Source organism: Pseudomonas sp. C321, assembly GCF_055407105.1.
This window is the reverse complement of the sequence record NZ_JBUZRB010000009.1, coordinates 1-17,581: the sequence shown is the minus strand read 5'-3', so window position 1 is coordinate 17,581 and position 17,581 is coordinate 1. Positions and strand designations below refer to the sequence as shown.

Annotated in this window: 12 protein-coding genes; 2 read left to right on the top strand and 10 right to left on the bottom strand. The window is 61.3% G+C overall.

Annotated features, from left to right (window positions below):
• Nucleotides 1-39: 39 nt before the first annotated feature.
• Both kynA and kynB read right to left on the bottom strand, forming a co-directional pair.
• Nucleotides 40-897 (bottom strand): tryptophan 2,3-dioxygenase, encoded by an 858-nt coding sequence (kynA, locus tag ACZRJ6_RS22200; RefSeq protein WP_463970123.1) that lies wholly within the window; start codon nucleotides 895-897, stop codon nucleotides 40-42.
• A complete protein-coding gene (gene kynB / locus ACZRJ6_RS22195) occupies nucleotides 894-1,544 on the bottom strand; it encodes an arylformamidase (protein ID WP_463970122.1) in 651 nt (216 codons plus the stop codon). Before kynB ends, kynA begins: the two co-directional genes overlap by 4 nt.
• A 238-nt stretch (nucleotides 1,545-1,782) precedes the next feature.
• Here kynB and ACZRJ6_RS22190 point away from each other — a divergent pair, with 238 nt between their 5' ends.
• A complete protein-coding gene (locus ACZRJ6_RS22190) occupies nucleotides 1,783-2,127 on the top strand; it encodes a cupin domain-containing protein (RefSeq protein WP_133103650.1) in 345 nt (114 codons plus the stop codon).
• 60 nt (nucleotides 2,128-2,187) lie between these two features.
• Here the strand turns inward: ACZRJ6_RS22190 and mmsB are convergent, their stop codons facing one another.
• Together mmsB and ACZRJ6_RS22180 are read right to left on the bottom strand one after the other, a co-directional pair.
• Nucleotides 2,188-3,075: a 3-hydroxyisobutyrate dehydrogenase gene (gene mmsB, locus ACZRJ6_RS22185; protein ID WP_463970121.1), complete on the bottom strand. Its 888-nt coding sequence runs from the start codon at nucleotides 3,073-3,075 to the stop codon at nucleotides 2,188-2,190.
• Between the two features lie 14 nt (nucleotides 3,076-3,089).
• Nucleotides 3,090-4,616: a CoA-acylating methylmalonate-semialdehyde dehydrogenase gene (locus tag ACZRJ6_RS22180; RefSeq protein ID WP_463970120.1), complete on the bottom strand. Its 1,527-nt coding sequence runs from the start codon at nucleotides 4,614-4,616 to the stop codon at nucleotides 3,090-3,092.
• 131 nt (nucleotides 4,617-4,747) lie between these two features.
• Between ACZRJ6_RS22180 and ACZRJ6_RS22175 the strand changes: the two genes are divergently transcribed.
• The gene (locus tag ACZRJ6_RS22175; RefSeq protein WP_463970119.1) at nucleotides 4,748-5,695 is read left to right on the top strand and encodes a LysR family transcriptional regulator; all 948 of its coding nucleotides are present in this window, start codon (nucleotides 4,748-4,750) and stop codon (nucleotides 5,693-5,695) included.
• Nucleotides 5,696-5,778: 83 nt separating this feature from the next.
• Here the strand turns inward: ACZRJ6_RS22175 and yfiB are convergent, their stop codons facing one another.
• The 6 genes from yfiB to recC form a co-directional block, all read right to left on the bottom strand.
• Nucleotides 5,779-6,270 carry an outer membrane lipoprotein YfiB gene (yfiB, locus tag ACZRJ6_RS22170; RefSeq protein WP_463970118.1) on the bottom strand — a complete coding sequence of 164 codons (492 nt, stop codon included), beginning with the start codon at nucleotides 6,268-6,270 and terminating at the stop codon, nucleotides 5,779-5,781.
• 4 nt (nucleotides 6,271-6,274) lie between these two features.
• Entirely contained in the window at nucleotides 6,275-7,543 is a 1,269-nt protein-coding gene (gene dgcN, locus ACZRJ6_RS22165) for a diguanylate cyclase DgcN/YfiN (protein ID WP_463970117.1), read from the bottom strand.
• Nucleotides 7,540-8,112 carry a regulatory sequestration protein YfiR gene (yfiR, locus tag ACZRJ6_RS22160; RefSeq protein ID WP_463970116.1) on the bottom strand — a complete coding sequence of 191 codons (573 nt, stop codon included), beginning with the start codon at nucleotides 8,110-8,112 and terminating at the stop codon, nucleotides 7,540-7,542. Before yfiR ends, dgcN begins: the two co-directional genes overlap by 4 nt.
• A 161-nt stretch (nucleotides 8,113-8,273) precedes the next feature.
• A complete protein-coding gene (gene recD, locus ACZRJ6_RS22155) occupies nucleotides 8,274-10,325 on the bottom strand; it encodes an exodeoxyribonuclease V subunit alpha (protein ID WP_463970115.1) in 2,052 nt (683 codons plus the stop codon).
• Nucleotides 10,322-14,002 carry an exodeoxyribonuclease V subunit beta gene (gene recB / locus ACZRJ6_RS22150; protein ID WP_463970114.1) on the bottom strand — a complete coding sequence of 1,227 codons (3,681 nt, stop codon included), beginning with the start codon at nucleotides 14,000-14,002 and terminating at the stop codon, nucleotides 10,322-10,324. The genes recD and recB overlap by 4 nt, the downstream gene beginning before the upstream one ends.
• On the bottom strand, nucleotides 13,999-17,448 hold the full coding sequence (recC, locus tag ACZRJ6_RS22145; RefSeq protein WP_463970113.1) for an exodeoxyribonuclease V subunit gamma: 3,450 nt from the start codon (nucleotides 17,446-17,448) through the stop codon (nucleotides 13,999-14,001). Before recC ends, recB begins: the two co-directional genes overlap by 4 nt.
• Nucleotides 17,449-17,581: the final 133 nt, after the last annotated feature.

The following is a 17,581-nucleotide window of genomic DNA, read 5'->3' as shown; positions in this document are numbered from 1 at the left end:
GGCATTCGATGAATGCCGGGGCTTTTTGTTGGGCGCAGGTTACAGCGTGGAACGCACCCGCCACAGCTCGGGAAACAGCACAGTGTCGAGCATCTTGCGCAGGTAGCCGACGCCTTCGGTGCCGCCGGTGCCGGGCTGGAAGCCGATGATCCGCTCCACCGTGGTGACGTGGCGAAAGCGCCATTGGCGGAAGGAGTCTTCAAGGTCGATGAATTTTTCGGCCAACTGATACAAGTCCCAATAACGGCTCGGATCGCGATAGACCTCACGCCAAGCCGCCTCCACGGACGCGTCGTGAACCGTGGCCGCCGTCGGATCGCGTTCGGCGCGCTGGGGATCAATCGCCAAGCCGGCCTTGGCCATCAAGTTGATCGCTTCGTCATACAGCGACGGCGTGGCTATCGCCACTTGCAACTCCTGCAACAACTCCGGGCGATGAGCGTGAGGCCGCAACAGCGCCGCACTTTTGTTGCCGAGAATAAATTCGATTTCCCGGTACTGGAACGACTGGAAGCCGGACGACTGGCCCAGGTACGGGCGGATCGACTTGTACTCCGACGGTGTCATGGTCGCCAACACGGCCCAGGCATGCACCAATTGATCGAAGATCCGCGACACCCGCGCCAGCATCTTGAATGCCGGCGGCAACTCGCCCAGGCGCACGTGTTCGCGGGCGGCCTTGAGTTCGTGGAGCATCAGTTTCATCCACAGCTCCGAGGTCTGGTGCTGGATGATGAACAGCATCTCGTTGTGGTCCGGCGACAGTGGGTGCTGGGCGCTGAGCACTTTGCCCAGGTCCAGGTAGTCGCCGTAGCTCATGGACTCGGAAAAATTCAGCTCGGCGTTATGCCATTCTTCCGGCGGCTGGTAATCAGGGGAGAAAGGACACTGGCTCATCGCGTGGGCTCCTTGAGCGGACGGAGGATTGCTCGTACCGGGCTGGCATCGAGGTTGGCAAAACGCAGCGGCAGCGCGATCAACTCGTAATCGCCCTCCGGCACGTCGTCGAGGACGATGCCTTCAAGAATTGCCATGCCGTGACGGGCGACGGCGTTGTGGGAATCCATGGTTTTGGATTGCTGTGGGTCGAGCGACGGGGTATCGATACCAATCAGGCGCACGCCGAGGCTGGCCAGCAACTCGACGGTTTCCTTGGCGACGGCGGTGAAATTCGAATCCCAGGTGGTCAGCGGCGCCTGTTGATAAGTGCGCAGCAGAACACGTTCAGGCACATTTTCCAGGCGGCCCTCCAACTGCTGCGGCTGCACCAGCGCGCCGCTGTCCAGGCAATGCAGCACCCGGCACGGCCCCATGTACACATCCAAAGACACTTCGCCGATGGGCGCGCCATCAGCGCTGTAATGCAACGGCGCATCGACATGGGCACCGGTGTGAGGCGAAAGGGTGATGCGCCCGACATTCACCGGGCATTCGGGGCCGTACTGCCAGACCCGCTCTTCCTGAAATGGCGTATCCCCAGGCCAGGTCGGGGTCGCTGTGCTCAAGGGCGGGCTGATGTCCCACCACGTTTTTATTGGATTCATTCAAAAGGCTCTCGGTCGTTCCTGGGTGAATGATACGAGGGCCAGCTGTAAATATTCTTGCGAATTCCAGCGCATAGCGGGAAATCTTTCGCACTTACTGCGAGGAAATGGCTGATTAGTGATTGGATGTTTCAAATTTCGCGCCTGCGCTTCTGGGCATCCCGATGTCGAGTTCAGACCATTGGCCAGCAGCCCAAGGCGATAGGGTTCGCACTTCCCTTCCTGCCTCGGAGTCATCATGTCCAAGCCAATCACCGTCCTGCGCGATACCCACCCCCTGCCGGTGCTGGATGCCTGCAAATGGGAAAAACTCGAAGGTGACCCGCACACCGTCAACCTCAACGCCTACACCAGCGAAGACGGCAGCAAGATCATGGGCACCTGGATCTGCACCCCGGGTAAATGGCGGGTTGAGTACGTGAAGTGGGAATACTGCGATTTTCGTGAAGGCTACTGCATCATCACCCCTGACGGACAGGAGCCGATTCATTTGAAGGCCGGTGATATTTTTGTGGTTGAGCCGGGTATGAAGGGCACGTGGGAAGTGGTCGAGACTGTGCGTAAGTATTTTGTATTTGCCTGATCAGCAAACACCCATTGTGGCGAGCGGGCAAGCCCGATCGCCACAGTCTCGGGAAATCCTCTATTGGGGTTTGCGATAGCTGTTGATGATCGCCGAGAAGTCCTTGCCCCCTTCACCACGCTGGCTCATCGCCTGATACAACTGCTGGGCCACGGCGCCGAGGATCACCGGCTGGTGGGCCTGGCGGGCGGCTTCAGTCGCCAGTCCCAAATCCTTGAGCATCAACTCCGCACCAAAACCACCGGTATAACCCCGGGACGACGGTGCGGTTTCGATAATGCCCGGCCACGGGTTGTAGGTGTCCGAACTCCAGCAGCGCCCGGTGGAGCTGTTGATGATCCCGGCCAGCACCTGGGTGTCGATCCCCAGCGCATCGCCCAGGGCCATGGCTTCGCTGACGCCGACCATGGTGATGCCCAACAGCAGGTTGTTGCAGATCTTGGCGATTTGCCCGGTGCCGACTTCGCCGCAGTGGACGATGTTACGGCCCATCTGCACCAGTACCGGTTGCAGGGTGGCGAACAGTTCCGGGGTGGCGCCAACCATAAAAGTCAGGGTCCCGGCCTGGGCACCGCCGGTGCCGCCGGAAACCGGTGCATCGGCCATGGTCACGCCGTGCTTGACCGCAGCAGCGGCCACGTCGCGGGCGGTCTGCGGATCGATGGTGCTGCAATCTACCGCCGGTACGCCTTTGCCGATGCCAGCGAGTACGCCGTCTTCACCGAGCCAGACGCTGCGCACATGAGCGGCAGCCGGGAGCATCGTAATGACCAACTCGACGCCTTGGGCGGCGTCACGCGGTGAGGCGCTGATGCTGCCACCGAGCTCAGCCAGTTCGGCGAGCACGGTTTGGTTCAGGTCGAACAGGTTAAGCGCGTGGCCGGCCTTGATCAGGTTGCGGGCCATGGGCGCGCCCATGTTGCCCAGGCCGATAAATGCAATCTTCATGGTCGTCTCCTCGATCAGCGCAGGTTGATGGTGGTGTTGACGCCATCGTTGACGCTGTCATCGTCGAACCAGCGGCTGGTGACGGTTTTGGTCTGGGTGTAGAACTGCACCACTTGCTTGCCGTACGGGCCCAGGTCACCGAGTTTCGAGCCACGGGAACCGGTGAAGCTGAAGATCGGGACTGGCACCGGAATCGGGATGTTGATGCCGACCTGGCCGACGTCGATCTCGCTCTGGAATTTACGCGCCGCCGCACCGCTCTGGGTGAACAGGCCGGTGCCGTTGCCGAACGGATTGGCGTTGACCATGGCGATGGCTTGGTCGAGGGTGTCGACTTCCAGTACCACCAGCACCGGGCCGAAAATTTCCTGGGTGTAGATCTGCATATCGGTGGTCACGCCCGAGAACAGGGTTGGGCCGATGAAGTTGCCTTGTTCGAAACCCGGCACCTTGATGTCGCGACCGTCCAATTCCAGCTTGGCGCCTTCTTTCACGCCGCTTTCGATCAAGTCGAGGATACGTGCCTTGGCGCGCTTGGAAATCACCGGGCCAACATCGGTACCCGCTTCGCTGCCGGCATTCACTTTGAGCTTTTGCGCCAGGGTCTTGAGGTCCGGCAGCCATTGTTTGGCCGCACCTACCAGCACCACCACGGAAGTGGCCATGCAACGCTGGCCGGCTGCACCGAAACCGGCACCTACCAGGGCGTTGAGGGTTTGCTCGCGATTGGCGTCCGGCAGCACCACAGCGTGGTTCTTGGCGCCCATCATCGATTGCACGCGTTTACCGTGTTTGCCGGCCAGGTCATAGACGTGAGTACCGACAGCGGTCGAGCCGACGAAGGACACGGCCTTGATGTCTTTATGGGTACAGAGCGCATCCACTACGTCCTTGCCACCGTGAACCACGTTAAGCACGCCAGGCGGCACGCCGGCTTCCAGCGCCAGCTCCACCAGCAGCAGGGTCGACAATGGGTCCTGTTCCGACGGTTTGAGCACAAAGGTGTTACCGCAGGCGATGGCCATCGGGAACATCCACAGCGGAATCATTGCCGGGAAGTTGAACGGGGTAATGCCGGCGCACACGCCGATGGGCTGGCGCAGGGTGTAGGTATCGACACCGCCAGCAACGTTTTCAGCGAATTCGCCCATTTGCAGGGTGCCGATGGAGCAAGCGTGCTCAACCACTTCCAGGCCACGGAAAATATCGCCTTCAGCGTCGGCAATGGTCTTGCCCTGCTCGGCGCTGAGGACCACGGCGATGCGCTTGGAGTGTTCGCGGATCAGCGCTTGCAGCTTGAGCATGATGCGCATGCGCGCACCGATCGGCGTCAGTTTCCAGGTCTGGAAGGCGCGATGGGCGGCGTCGATGGCGGCGTTAACTTCTTGCGGGGTAGCAAAGGGCACACGGGCCAGTACTTGCTGGGTCGCCGGGTTTACGATGTCTTGCCATTGGGTGGTCTTGGACTCGACCCATTCGCCATTGATCAACAGTTTGGCCTGTTTTACGGCGGTGTCGGCAGACGTAAGCGATGCGTTCATTGTGGTCTCCAGATCTTGTAGTTATGCAGAGACAAGGCGCATGAACCGCCTTGAGGATGAGGCGTTCGGACTGTTTTTGGAGTATAGATGTGCAAACTTCTAATAAGAACGCACATAAAAGCCGGTCCAATATGCAAAAAAACATCACCTCCCTCGGCGCCCTGAACTGGGATGACCTGAAGTTTTTCCTCGAAGTGGCCCGTACCCGCAAGGCCAGCGTCGCCGCCAAACGCCTGGCGGTGGACTACACCACCGTGTCGCGGCGCATCAGTTCCCTTGAAGGGTCGCTGGGCACGCTGCTGTTTGAAAAATCCCGGACCAACGGTTTCGTCCTGACCACCGAAGGCCAGCGATTGCTGGGGTACGCCGAATCCATCGAAAGCACCCTGCACATGGCCTGCGAACAGGTTTCCGGCTCTGGCGTGGCGCTATCCGGGCATGTGCGCATGGGCTGCACCGAAGGTTTTGGCAGCTTCTTTGTCACCCCGCAATTGAGCCACTTCGTCGACACCTACCCGGCGATCTCGGTGGATATCTTGCCCCTGCCCCACTTCATCAGCCTGTCTAAGCGCGAGGCCGATATCGTCATCGCCCTGGAACGGCCGGAACATGGGCCTTATGTGTGCTGCAAGCTGTGTGACTACAAGTTGCAGCTGTACGCGACCCAGGAATATCTCGATCAACACCCACCCATCCACCGCCCGGCAGATTTGGCCGATCATCCGTTTATCAGCTATGTCGATGACCTGGCGTTCAGTTCGGAGCTGCTGTACCTGGCCAATGTGGTACCCGGCGCCAGCGCCAGCTTGCGCAGTACCAGCGTGATAGCCCAGTACGTGGCGGCGCAGCAGGGAAGGTCGTTGGCGATCTTGCCGTGTTTTCTGGCGGCGCAGGATGCACGGTTGCTGCCCGTGCTTGGGGAGGAGATCAATATTACGCGGCAGTTCTGGATGTACTGCCGCGAGGATTTGCGCAAGTTGAAGCGGATTACGTTGCTATGGGATTACATCCGCGAGGTGACTGAGCAGAACCGGCCGTTGCTGATGGGGGAAACCCGGGAGATGGTGTTTGCGGATTAGTCGGTGAGTGCTTACGCGACGTCGCGGGCAGGCCCGGCTCCCACACTGACCGCATTCCACATTGGATCTGACCGGGGGCCTGTTTAATCCGCAATCACCACAATCGACACCCGTCGATTCTCGGTGCGGCCAGCCGCCGTGGTGTTAGGCACCACCGGTTCGCTGCTGCCCAAGCCGCGCAGTTGCACGTTTTCTTCCTTCATACCCACACCAGTCAACACCTTGCCGACGCTTTTCGCCCGGCGCAGGGACAGTTGCTGGTTGTAGGTTTCCTTGCCTGAGGCGTCGGTGTGGCCGTCGACGCGTACGCGTTCGATGCCTACGTCCAGCAGGGCCTTGCCGATGCGTTCAACAATCTCGGTGCTGGGTTTATTCAACGACTCGACATCACTGCCAAACAGCACTTTGCTCGACAGGCCGAAAGCCCAGCCTTCGTCGGTCAGTTCGAAACCTTGCTGTTTAAGCACAGCGATCTGCGCCGGGCTCAGGCCTTTGGGCGGGGCTGTCTGGCAGCCGCTCAGGGCCAGCAACGCCACAAGCAGGGTGATAAATAAAACACGTGCAGTAGAGAACAAGGGATCAACTCCTGTGTTGAATATTGGCGGCTAGGGGCTCTGGCTCCGCCGTTTGCTGGCCTCCCAGGGAAAGGCGTTTGGCTTGATACATCGCCGCGTCGGCGGCATTGAGCAGGGCGCCGGGTGTGGCGCCATGATCGGGGTAAACGGCGATGCCGATGCTCAGAGAGGTCAACACCTGGGTATTGCCGGGCAGCTGGATCGGCGTGTCCATGCTGGCGATGATCTTGTCGGCGATGCGCTGGGCATCTTCAAGCTTGTGCAGGGGCGAAAGCAGGATGGCGAACTCGTCTCCCCCCAGTCGCGCCACAAGGTCGTCTTCACGCAACTGCGCACGAACCCGCGCAGCCACTGCCACCAGCACCGCGTCGCCGGCTGCGTGGCCGAAGTTGTCGTTGATGTCCTTGAAGCGATCGCTGTCGAGGAACAGCACCGCTACTCGCTCGTTGAGTTTGGAGGCGCTGCGCAAGGCACGGATCAGCCGCCCTTCGAAGAAGGCCCGATTGGGCAGACCGGTCAGGCTGTCGTGGGAGGCCTGGTGAGCGAGGGTTTCGTTTTCGCTTTGCAGGTGGGTTTGCCAGGCTTCCAGTTCGTCGAGCAAAGCATTGAAGTCATTGCCCAGGCTGTCGAGTTCGGCAATTTGCGCCGGCGGCACACGGCGGTCAAACGCTCGCTCGCTGCGGGCAGCGTGGGCCACTTCGGCAAGGCTGTGCAAGGGGCCGGTGATGCCCCGCAGCATCCGCCGCGCCAGGTACAGCGCGACCCAGGCGCTGAGGGCGGTGCAGACAATAATCCCGGCCAGGCCGCTGAGTAAAAAGCGCAACAGGCTGCCGCCATGACCGCTCACCTGGACGCTGCCGATGGTCTGGCCCTGGTGGATGATTGGCTGGCTGATGGGCTGTTCCAATAACGCGTGGGCCAGCTCCAATTCGACCGTGGACAGCATGCCGGTTTCCGGGCGCACCCAATGGGCCAACTGCTTGCCATTGGCGTCCAGCACTTGAGCTTCTGCGATCTCTTCAGTGGCTGCGATCATGGACAAGGCTTCATTGGCGGCGGTGCTGTCATCGAACACCACTGCCGCTTCCACGGTGTAGTTGATGGAGCGGGCGATCAGGTGCAGGTTATGGTCGGCGTAGACCCGTAGCGCCAGCACGCCAAGCAGGGTCAGGGATACGCTGGCCATGGCCACCGCCACCAACGCGACACTCAGGTGCCCTCGGCCAAGGACCGAGCGCAGGGTTGGGCGCGCAGGGGTTTTAACCGGCGTCATGACTCCGGCGCCCGGCGGCGGGATAGCTGCAACACGCTGGGATGAATGCGCACGCCGCTACGGGCGACAGAGTCGAGGTTGACCTCAAACGATACTTGCTCATCGCCGACCCGCAGGCAAAACAGGCTGCCCACGGTGCATTGGTCGCCACCTTCGCTGATGCTGAGTACAGGATGGCCGGTCAATGAGGCGAACAGGCGGCTACGTTCATCACCGGTCAACTTGCCGATGTACACCGCGTCGCAGGCATTGGCGATGTCCGGATGGTCGGCCAGCAGGCGCTGCACCACCACCGGTCGGCCGGTGGCCTGGGTCGTGCCCTTGACCAGGTCATCGGTGTATTGGGTGGGCCCGACGATGCACAGGCGCAGTTGCGCAGGCTCCACGGGCCAGCGGGCATAGCTGAGAATCCCGAGCACCACTTGCGTCACGGCGCTGGCCCTTTGATCGGCCATGCCAGATGGGCTGGGCGGCTGGGCATAAGCGAGGGGCGCGAGGACGCAAAGTACGGCCAGCAGCATTCGTCTCCAGCTCAAACTACGCTCTGTGGGCGAGACAGCCACGTTCATGCAGCGATTCTCTTTGATCTTCTCGGGATGATGCCGCAACGATAGCACATCGACAGAAAAGCCCGCGAGGCGACACCTCGGGGGATTTTGCCATTTCTTCAGAAAAATCAGACGCATGGATCAGAATCAAACCATAACCCTTCGGTCAGTTTTTTTGCCGCTCAAGCCCCCAGTTCCAACATCAGTCCGCTCAAGCGCTTCACCTTGCGTCGTACCGCCTCTTCGAAGACGCCGCCACGGGGTTCGATCAGACTGAACCAGTCCTTGGCGCGGGTGATGCCGGTGTAGATCAGCTCCTTGGTCAGAACCGGGTTCAAGGCATCCGGCAGGATCAACGCGGTGTGGGTAAATTCCGAGCCCTGGGATTTGTGTACGGTCATGGCGTAGACGGTTTCCACATCATTGAGCCGGCTGGGCAGCACGAAACGTACGCCGCCCTGACCATCGTTGCGCGGGAAGGCCACTCGCAGCACCTGAGGCCCTCCGTCGCTTTCGGGCAGTTTCAAGGCGATGCCGATGTCGCCGTTCATCAGGCCCAGCCCGTAGTCGTTGCGGGTCATCAATACCGGGCGACCTTCGTACCATTGCTGCTCGCCGTCGATCAGGCGGGCCTTGAACAGCGCGGCGGTGATGCGCTGGTTGAGGCCTTCAACACCCCACGGCCCTTTACGCACCGCGCACAGCAGTTGGAAAGCATCGAAGGCTTGCAAGAGTTGGCGGGCCCAGTCGGTCCAGCGGGGGTCATCTCGCGGCGTGTCGGGAGACGGGCGCAGGGTTTGCAACAGGTTCAGGTAATAGCGATAACCGTGGGCGCCCTCGCCCTGCCCGTCCAGCACCAGGCGTTCCAGGGCGCGATCGTGCTCACCCTTGAGGCTGACACAAAACAAGTCGGCGTGACTGCGGGCAGTCAACAGTTTGCGGGCTTCTTCGGCATTTTGCTGGTTGACCCAGCGCGCCAGTTGACCGATGCCGCTGCCTTCGCCGAAACGCCGGGAGTAGCGCAGCATCACTACTTGTTGCGCCAGGGGATGAGAGCCGTCGAGGTCCTCCTGCAAGCCGCTGGCGCCCAGATTTTCTCCGCTGACACTTTCCAGCCACTGCCGGGTTGGCGGGCTGTACCAACCGGCTTCGGCATCGCGGCACAAATCACCAAGGACCGCACCGGCCTCAACGGACGCCAGTTGATCCTTGTCACCCAGCAATACCAGCCGCGCATGGGGCGCCAAGGCGTCCAGCAGGTTGGCCATCATTTCCAGGTCGATCATCGAGGCTTCGTCGACTACCAGCACATCCAGGGGCAAGGGATTACCAGCGTGATGGCGGAAGTGCCGGGTGCCGGGACGACTGCCCAACAGGCGGTGAACGGTGGTGACCTCGGCAGGAATTTTCTCTCGTACCTTGTCGTCCACTTTCAGGGAGCGGACCTGCTGGCTGATGGATTCGGTCAGGCGCGCGGCGGCCTTGCCGGTGGGTGCTGCCAGCCGAATACGCAACGCGGTGCCTTTTTCCACTGCCGGCGCCTGCAGCAACGCGAGCAGTCGCACCACCGTAGTGGTTTTGCCGGTGCCGGGGCCGCCGGTGACGATGCTGAACGCACCGCGAGTGGCCAGCGCACAGGCGAGCTTTTGCCAATCGACCACACCATCCGGCGGGGCTTGCTCAAACAGAGTATTCAAGCGCTGGGGCAGGTCCGCCGCGACCGCTTCCCGGGTAGCAAGCCGGCGGCGCAACGCGTTGTCGATACGCCGTTCATAGGTCCAGTAACGGCGTAAATACAGACGTTTGCCCGACAGCACCAATGGCCGGCTTTGTGCCGCGTCACTGCCATCGACGGCCAGCGCCACCAAATTGCTGGCGGCCAGGGCGTGGCACCAGGGGCCGCCGTCCAGGCCGTCGAGTAACTGCGAAGGCAGCAACATGGCGCCAGTTTGCAGGTCGCCTTCCGGTGGCAGGGACAGGGCGAAGTCCGGCGCCTTCAGTGTTTCAAACAGGTCCAGGCAGACATGGCCATGGCCCAACTGGTGGCTGGTCAACGCAGCGGCCAGCAACACCAAGGGGTCGGCCTGCGGGTCGAGTTCGTGGAGAAAGCCGACGAAGGCCTTGTCCAACGCCCGCAACCAGCCGCGCTCAACCCAACGCTCAAGCAGCATCACCAGGTCGGCAGCGCGACTGAGGGGCGTCAATTCCTCAAGCGGTAAGGTCGACAGGCTCATAACAAAACTCCTTGTTCCCAGGCGGGCTCGACCTTGGATGGTTGCGGTTTGCCTTGAAACAGCAAGTCCAGGCGCTCGATCAGTTCTCGCGGTGGCCGGGTGAAATACACACCCTGGCTGGCAGCCCGGGTGCCGCGCAGGAACAGGTAGAGCGCGCCACCGACGTGGCGGTCGTAGTCGTAGTCTTTTAACCGCGCCTTGAGTTGGCGGTGAAGGGCCAGCAGGTAAAGGACGTATTGCAGGTCATAGCGATGATCAAGGATCGACAGTTCCATAGCCTGCAGTGTGTAGACGCTGTCGTCGGGGCCGAGCCAGTTGGATTTGTAATCTGCCACGTAGTAGCGGCCTTCATGTTCGAAGGTCAGGTCGATAAAGCCTTTGAACATGCCATTGAGTAACACCGGTTCGGCGGCCACACGGGACACGCCGTCATGGGTGTATTGGCACACCAGTTGGTCGAGGGCGAGCACGTCGACCTTGTGGCTGGCGAACCAGAACTCCATTTCGATCTGGTAGTGCTGCAAGCCGCTCAGCGTTACCGGCGGCTGGCCGTTGCCCAGGCGCAATGGTTCTTGCTGCAGGTGTTGCAGCCAGCCGCTCAGAGTGCCAATCCAACCTTCCCAGCCGCGCCGGTTGCAACGACGGGCGACCGCGTCTTCGATGGCGTCTGGGCTGGCGGTAAAGCTTTCACCGCCGGCCCATTCCAGCAGGCCATGGAGAAAGGTCCCTGGATTGGGGCCCCGTGGAAAACGGTGAATATCACCGCCGGACGCCGGTACTTCGCGCGGGGCGTCCGGGTCCAGGCGTTCGTCGTCGAACAGCTTCTGGGCCTGTGGGTTTTCTGGCGCTTCGAGGCTGGCGGCGCTCATGCTTTCGCCGATGCGCAGGGCACTGTAGGAGGCGATCCACCAGTTTTCGGCGGCCTTGCGTTTAGGCAGCAGGGGCGCGAGCAACTTGGCTTCGTTGCGCGGGGGGAGGAACGCAATAGCGTCGGCTTCGGGCATGTGTGCGTAGTGCAGCGCCGGGCAGCCTTCCTGCAAATCGAGGAGCCAGCGGGCCAGGCCTGCGGACTCATTCAAAGAGGCACCGCCACCGAGCAGATAACCCAACGCCGACAGGTGCAGCACCGAGCTGTTGTTATTGCCGCGCTTAAGGTCGGCGACGCCGAGCCAGCAGGCATGTTTTGCCCTTGTCAGCGCCACGTAAAACAAACGCAAATCTTCAGCCAGACGTTCGTCGTCGGCTTGAGCGATCAACTCGGCGGTCGGCCTGAGGCTCACTTGGGGTTTGCCGTTTCCATCGTGGTAATGCAGCGGCAGGCGACTTCCGTCCACAGGCTTGGCCGAGCAGATAAACGGCAGGAAAACCAAGTCGTATTCCAGGCCCTTGGATTTGTGGATGGTCACCACCTTGACCAGTTGCTCATCGCTTTCCAGGCGCAGTATCTGCTCTTCGCCGGCCTGTCCCGACAACGCCAGATGCTCGGCCAGATGACGGATCAGGGCCTGTTCGCCGTCCAGTTCGGCTGCCGCTTGCTGGAGCAGTTCAGAGAGGTGCAACAGGTTGGTCAACACCCGCTCGCCGTCACTGTGGGCGATCAGGGTTTGCGGCAACTTGAAGTCGTGCAGCAGACGCCGCAGCATCGGCAGCACGCCTTGGGTGCGCCAGATGCTGCGATAGTCGCGGAACTGCATGACACGTTTTTCCCAGGCCAATTCATCCTGGTTCAGTTGTTCAAGTTCGGACAGCGACAGGTTGAGGGTGACGCAGGCCAGGGCGGCGCGCAGCGGGCGCTCGACGTCTGGTTCGGCACAGGCCTTGAGCCAGGCCAGCAGGTCGTGGGCCTCTTGGGCGGCGAACACTGAATCCTTGTCGGACAGGTACACGCTGCGCACACCACGGGCGGCCAGTTCAAAGCGCACAGCCTGGGCTTCCTTGCCGTCGCGGACGAGGATGGCAATGTTGGAGGGCAGCACGCCTGCGAAGGTATCGTCTTTGACGAATCCGGCGCTGCCTTGCTGGCCGCCGTTGAGCAACGCGACGATTTGGCTGGCACAGGCGGCGGCCATCTGCTGGCGATAGAGCACACCGGAGATCGGCTGGTCGCCGGGCAGGTGCCAGATGTTCAGGGCTGGCAGCGTTTGGCCGTTGACCTGTAGTTGCTCTTTTCGGCCTTGGGACGATACCGGATAGAACGGCACCGGATTTGTGCCGTCTGGCTCACGGAACAGGAACGCACCGCGGCCTTGTTCCGCACGCTGGAACACATGGTTTACCGCTTCCACCATGGCGTGGCTGGAGCGGAAGTTAGTGCCCAGGGTGTGCAAACGTCCAAACGTGGCCTGGCGTGCCCGCAGGTAGGTGTAGATATCGGCGCCACGGAAAGCATAGATCGCCTGCTTCGGATCACCGATCAGGAACAGGCCACTTTCGGGGTTGTTGTCTTCGATGCGGTAGATGCTCTCGAAGATGCGGTACTGCACCGGGTCGGTGTCCTGGAATTCGTCGATCAGTGCGACTGGAAACTGCTCGCGAATAACACTCGCCAGGCGTTCGCCACCCTCGGCTTGCAGGGCGGCGTCGAGGCGAATAAGCATGTCGTCGAAGCCCATTTCGGCGCGACGGCGTTTTTCTTCTTCGAAGCGTTTGCTCACCCAGCCGGCGGCATGTTGCAGAACTGCGGCATCGGGGGTTGGCAGGGCGTCGAGACTGGCTTTCAGACCAGCCATGGCGTCGAGGCCAGGGTGGTGCGGCGCATCGCCCTTCCAGGCTTCGGCCATGCCGTCGGGGGTCAGGCGGGTGAAACCGGTGCCGATGTCCAGTTGTTCCAGGGACTCGTCGGCGGCCCAAACGCTGATCTTTTCAAACCAGGGTTCGAAGTAACGAGCCTGCATCTTGCGGCCATCGACGGCTTTAGCGGCGACGGCTTGCAGGCAGATGTCCCGCAGTTCGATGGCCCACTGCTGCCAGGGGGCCTTGAGGTCGACCAACGCTTGGCGGCGCTCTTGCAGGCAAGCGTTGATCAGTTCAGCGGGGGCGCGTTGTTCATCGGTGGGCCGCTCGCTGCCAAACAGGGCGCGCACGCGGGGCATCAAGGCCGCGGGGCCGCCCCAGTTGTTGCGCACCCAGTTCAATGCATCGTCGTGCATCGGATAGCAGAACAGGCGCCAGTAGTCGCGCAGCACTTCGCCCAGCAGGTCGCTGTGGTCGGTTTCCAGGGTCTGGGTAAACAGGCTGCCGCTGTCGAAGGCGTGTTCGCGCAACATGCGCTGGCACCAACTGTGGATGGTCGAAACGGCCGCCTCGTCCATCCACTGGGCGGCGATGTCCAGGCGGTTAGCGCAGCCTGGCCATTGTTCGGGACTGTATTGGTCGCGCAGCTCGTCGATCAGGGCATCAGGCTTTTCGATTTCGTCGCGGAAAAAACGTGCAGCTTCCGCCAGACGTGTGCGGATGCGTTCGCGCAGCTCTTTGGTGGCTGCGTCGGTGAAGGTCACGACGAGGATTTGTGGCGGCAGCAGTTCACGGCCAAAGCCAGATGCTTCGCCGCCGTGGCCCAGTACCAGGCGCAGGTATAGCGCCGAAATGGTAAAGGTCTTGCCGGTGCCAGCGCTGGCCTCGATCAGTTGGCTGCCTTTTAGCGGGAAGGCCAGGGCCAGGGGTTTTGTGCTGCTCATACGCCTGCCTCCTCACTGCTCAGTGATCGCCAGGGGGCGTTGATCAACGGTCGATACAGGGTTTCGCACCAGCCTTCGAAATCTTCGCTCGCCACCAAGGCAGCGTAATCGCGAAATTGTCGGGTGAGCGCGGGGCTTTCACGGCGTTCGCCATCGGTCGTTTGGCCGTCGCCTTCGTAGGCTTTGCGGGCGGCAGCCTGAGCCTTGTCCGGATCGGTTTGGCCGAGCCAGGCGAAGGCCGTTTTGACGGCGACGGGCAACGGTTCGCTCATGCCGGTTTTCCAGGCGAGGAGCAGATTGCTCAATAGCTCTTGCGCCGTATTTTGTTCCAGCGGGGACAGCAGGAGGGTGTCATCGCTGGCCACCAGGCCGGTACTCAATGGCAGGCCACAGGCGCAGGCCACCAAGTGATTGACCCAGGGGCGAATCAGGCGATGCCACTTGCGGGTCTTGATCGAGCCAATACTGTTGGGGATGGTGGTGACGCTTAGAAGGCCGCTGTCGCTGCGCCGGTGCAGGCCGCTGATCCAGCCTTCCAGCGCAATACCCTGATGCGCAAAACTGATCGGTTCGGCGCTGTTGTGGGGTGTAGGCCAAAGGGCCAGGAGTTGCTGATAGCGTTGCAGCAAGTCGGGCAAGGGCTCGATAAGTTCGTTGCGCAGGCATTCGCCGAAACCGACCATCGGCAGCAAGCCACTGGCTTGTAGGCGCAGAGCTTGGGCATTGAGGGCTTCGTCGGGGTTCTCGGGTTCGGTTAACGCGGCGGCGAGCAGGCTGTCGCTCAAGCTATAGCGTTGCAAGGCATCAAGGACGAAAGGCTCTTCATCGGCCAAGGGCACTTCGGCGGCGTCGAAAAACACCTTGAGGCGCTGGCTAAAGAAGTGTTTGACCGGGTTACGCAGGAAGTCTTGTAACTGGCCGAGGCTCAGGGGATCTTCCTGGAGGTAGGGCGTCAGGGTACCGATATCGGCGAGGTCGTCGTGGGTTTCGTGGAGCAACTGCCATTCACGGGCGTAGCTGAATAGTTTGCCGCCTTCGTGAAAATAGCGGGCGCTGAAAGGTTGAAGCGGGTGTTCCTGAGTCATGGCCTCCAGCAACAGCTCATCGTTAGCGGTGTGCCAGCCGCTGGCGAGGTGGTCGCGCAGTTGGCCGATCAGCACCGAGGCTGGGCGGTCGCTGTTGTCGCGGATGCTGCGGCCGACCCAACTGATGTAGAGCTGGTCGCGGGCCGAAAGCAGGGCCTCGAGCAGCAAGTAGCGGTCGTCTTCGCGGCGGGAGCGGTCGCCAGGGCGGTAGTCACTGCCCATCAGGTCGAAATCCAGTGGCGGCTGGGCACGGGGGTAGTCGCCGTCGTTCATCCCCAGCAGGCAGACCAGCTTGAACGGGATCGCGCGCATCGGCATCAGGGTGCAAAAATTGACAGCTCCGGCGAGAAAGCGCTGAGACAGGCGACCTTGGTCAAGGCCGGCCAACCATGCCTCACGGACGACGGTCAGTGGTAACTCGTCGTACAGGCCGACGGACTCGCAGGTTTCCAGCCAGGTTTCCCGCAGTTGTTCAAGCTGGCCCAACAGGTAGTCATCGTGCTCGTTGCTGGGGAGGAAAAACAGTTGCATCAGGTCTTGCAGGCGCTCGCCCCACTCTGTGGGTACGGCAGGCATGGACAGGGTTTGGTGGGCGCTGTGCAGTGCGTCGAGCAATGCAACCAGCGGACCGATCAGGGCCGCGTCGAGGCCACCGATTTCGTCGTAAGGTTCGATACCTTCACAGGCCAGTCCGGTGCCGACTGCGTAACCCAGGAGCATGCGGCGTAGACCGAAACGCCAGCTGTTTTGTTCAAGCTCCCCCGGCAAGCCGAGGCCGGCGCGCTGTTCGGCGTTAAGTCCCCAGCGAATGCCCGCGCCTTCGATCCAGCGGTGCAAGGTAGGCAGGTCGCGTTCCTTGATGGCGAAACGTTCGCGCAGGGCTGGGACATCCAGCAGATCGAGGATTTCGCTGACCGGGAAACGGCTGTCGGGGAGTTTGAGCAGGTGTTCGACAGCGATCAGCAGCGGGTCGCGTCCGCGTTGACCTTGGTCGGTGAGCGTGAAGGGGATGAAGCGGGGGTCGCTTTTTTCAAGCTGGCCGAAAACCGCGCGAATGTGCGGAGCGTAGCTGTCGACGTCCGGGACCATGACGATGACATCCCGTGGACGCAACGCAGGGTTGTCGCTGAAACGCTGGAGTAGCTGGTCGTGGAGGATTTCCACTTCTCTTTGGGCACTGTGGGCAATGTGGAAGCGGATTGAGGTGTCCTGCTCCAGGTTGATGGCCGGCCAGTGTTCACGGGTTTCGTTGAGTGGGCGCAACTCCAGGATATCGTCCTGGAGTTGGTTCAGCAGCGTGGTGGGGGCGCTGTCACTGAACAGGTCGATGCGACCATCGCGAAAAGCCGAGCGGTAGCTGCTGGGGTCATCGTAGCTGTCCAGCAAGTTGATGTAGTCACGCCCCTGTTTGCCCCAGGCGGCGAGCAGCGGATGGGCGTGTTGGTGCAGTACCTGCGGGTCGATGGTGACGGGCATCCCCGCTTTGCGTGCCTGGCGTTTGTATTCGCTCCTTAGCAGATCTTTGTCGGCAACAATGTCAGACCAATGATGGCGACAAGGGTTATGCACGCAAAGTAGAACCTGGCTGAAACGGGCCAGGCCGGCGAGGGCTTCCAACGCTTGGGCGGGCAGGGAAGAAATGCCAAAAACAATCACTCGGGAGGGTAGGCCAATCGGTGCTTTTTCGAGCTTGTTGATGCGTTCGATAAATCGCAGGTGAACGCCGGCACGGCTCTGCGCCATGCCCTCCTCTCCGACATCCAGCAGCAACGCACGCCATAGCTCGGCTTGCCAGCAGTTCGCTGGGCTCAAGGGTTTGGAGTCGCCTCGGCCGTTACGCAGTTGGTGGCGACCGGCGGCCCAGTCTTCCAGCCAGTCGGCGCGATAGACCTGGTATTGGTCGAACAGGTCGGCCAGGCGCTCTGCCAGTTGGTAGCGTTTGCGCAGGTCCGTGTCGTGGGTCAGGAAGCGTTGCAGCGGCTCGAAATGTGGCTGATCGATCAGTTCGGGGAGCAGGCGCATAAGTCGCCAGGTCAGCGGGGCTTTATCCAGCAGGGACTTGGGCGGAATTTCATCGCGGCCCAGGACCATGCGATAGAGCTGCCACATAAAGCTACCGGGGAGCTGAACGTCGATGGCTGCCGCAATGCCGCAGCCACCCATATCGTCATCTTCGGGGTCTTCGGCCAAAGCCAGCTTTAACCATTGGGCAATGCCATTGCTTTGCACCAGGGCGATTTCGTTTTCCAGGGGAGCCAGGGGATAACGACGCATCCAACTGACTACCAGGCTGCGCAGCTCATCCAGGCGATTGCCGTGAACCACCATGAATCCAGGGCTGAGGGACATCGCATCCGGCATAACGGCTTCCTTGGGAAAAGCAAAATCGAGGGATGGACTTTAGCATTGAAGGCGACTGGCAGGCGCTCGCTCATACTTTTCGAGCGCCCAAAACAAAACCCCATCTGCTTTCGCAAATGGGGTTTCGGAATTT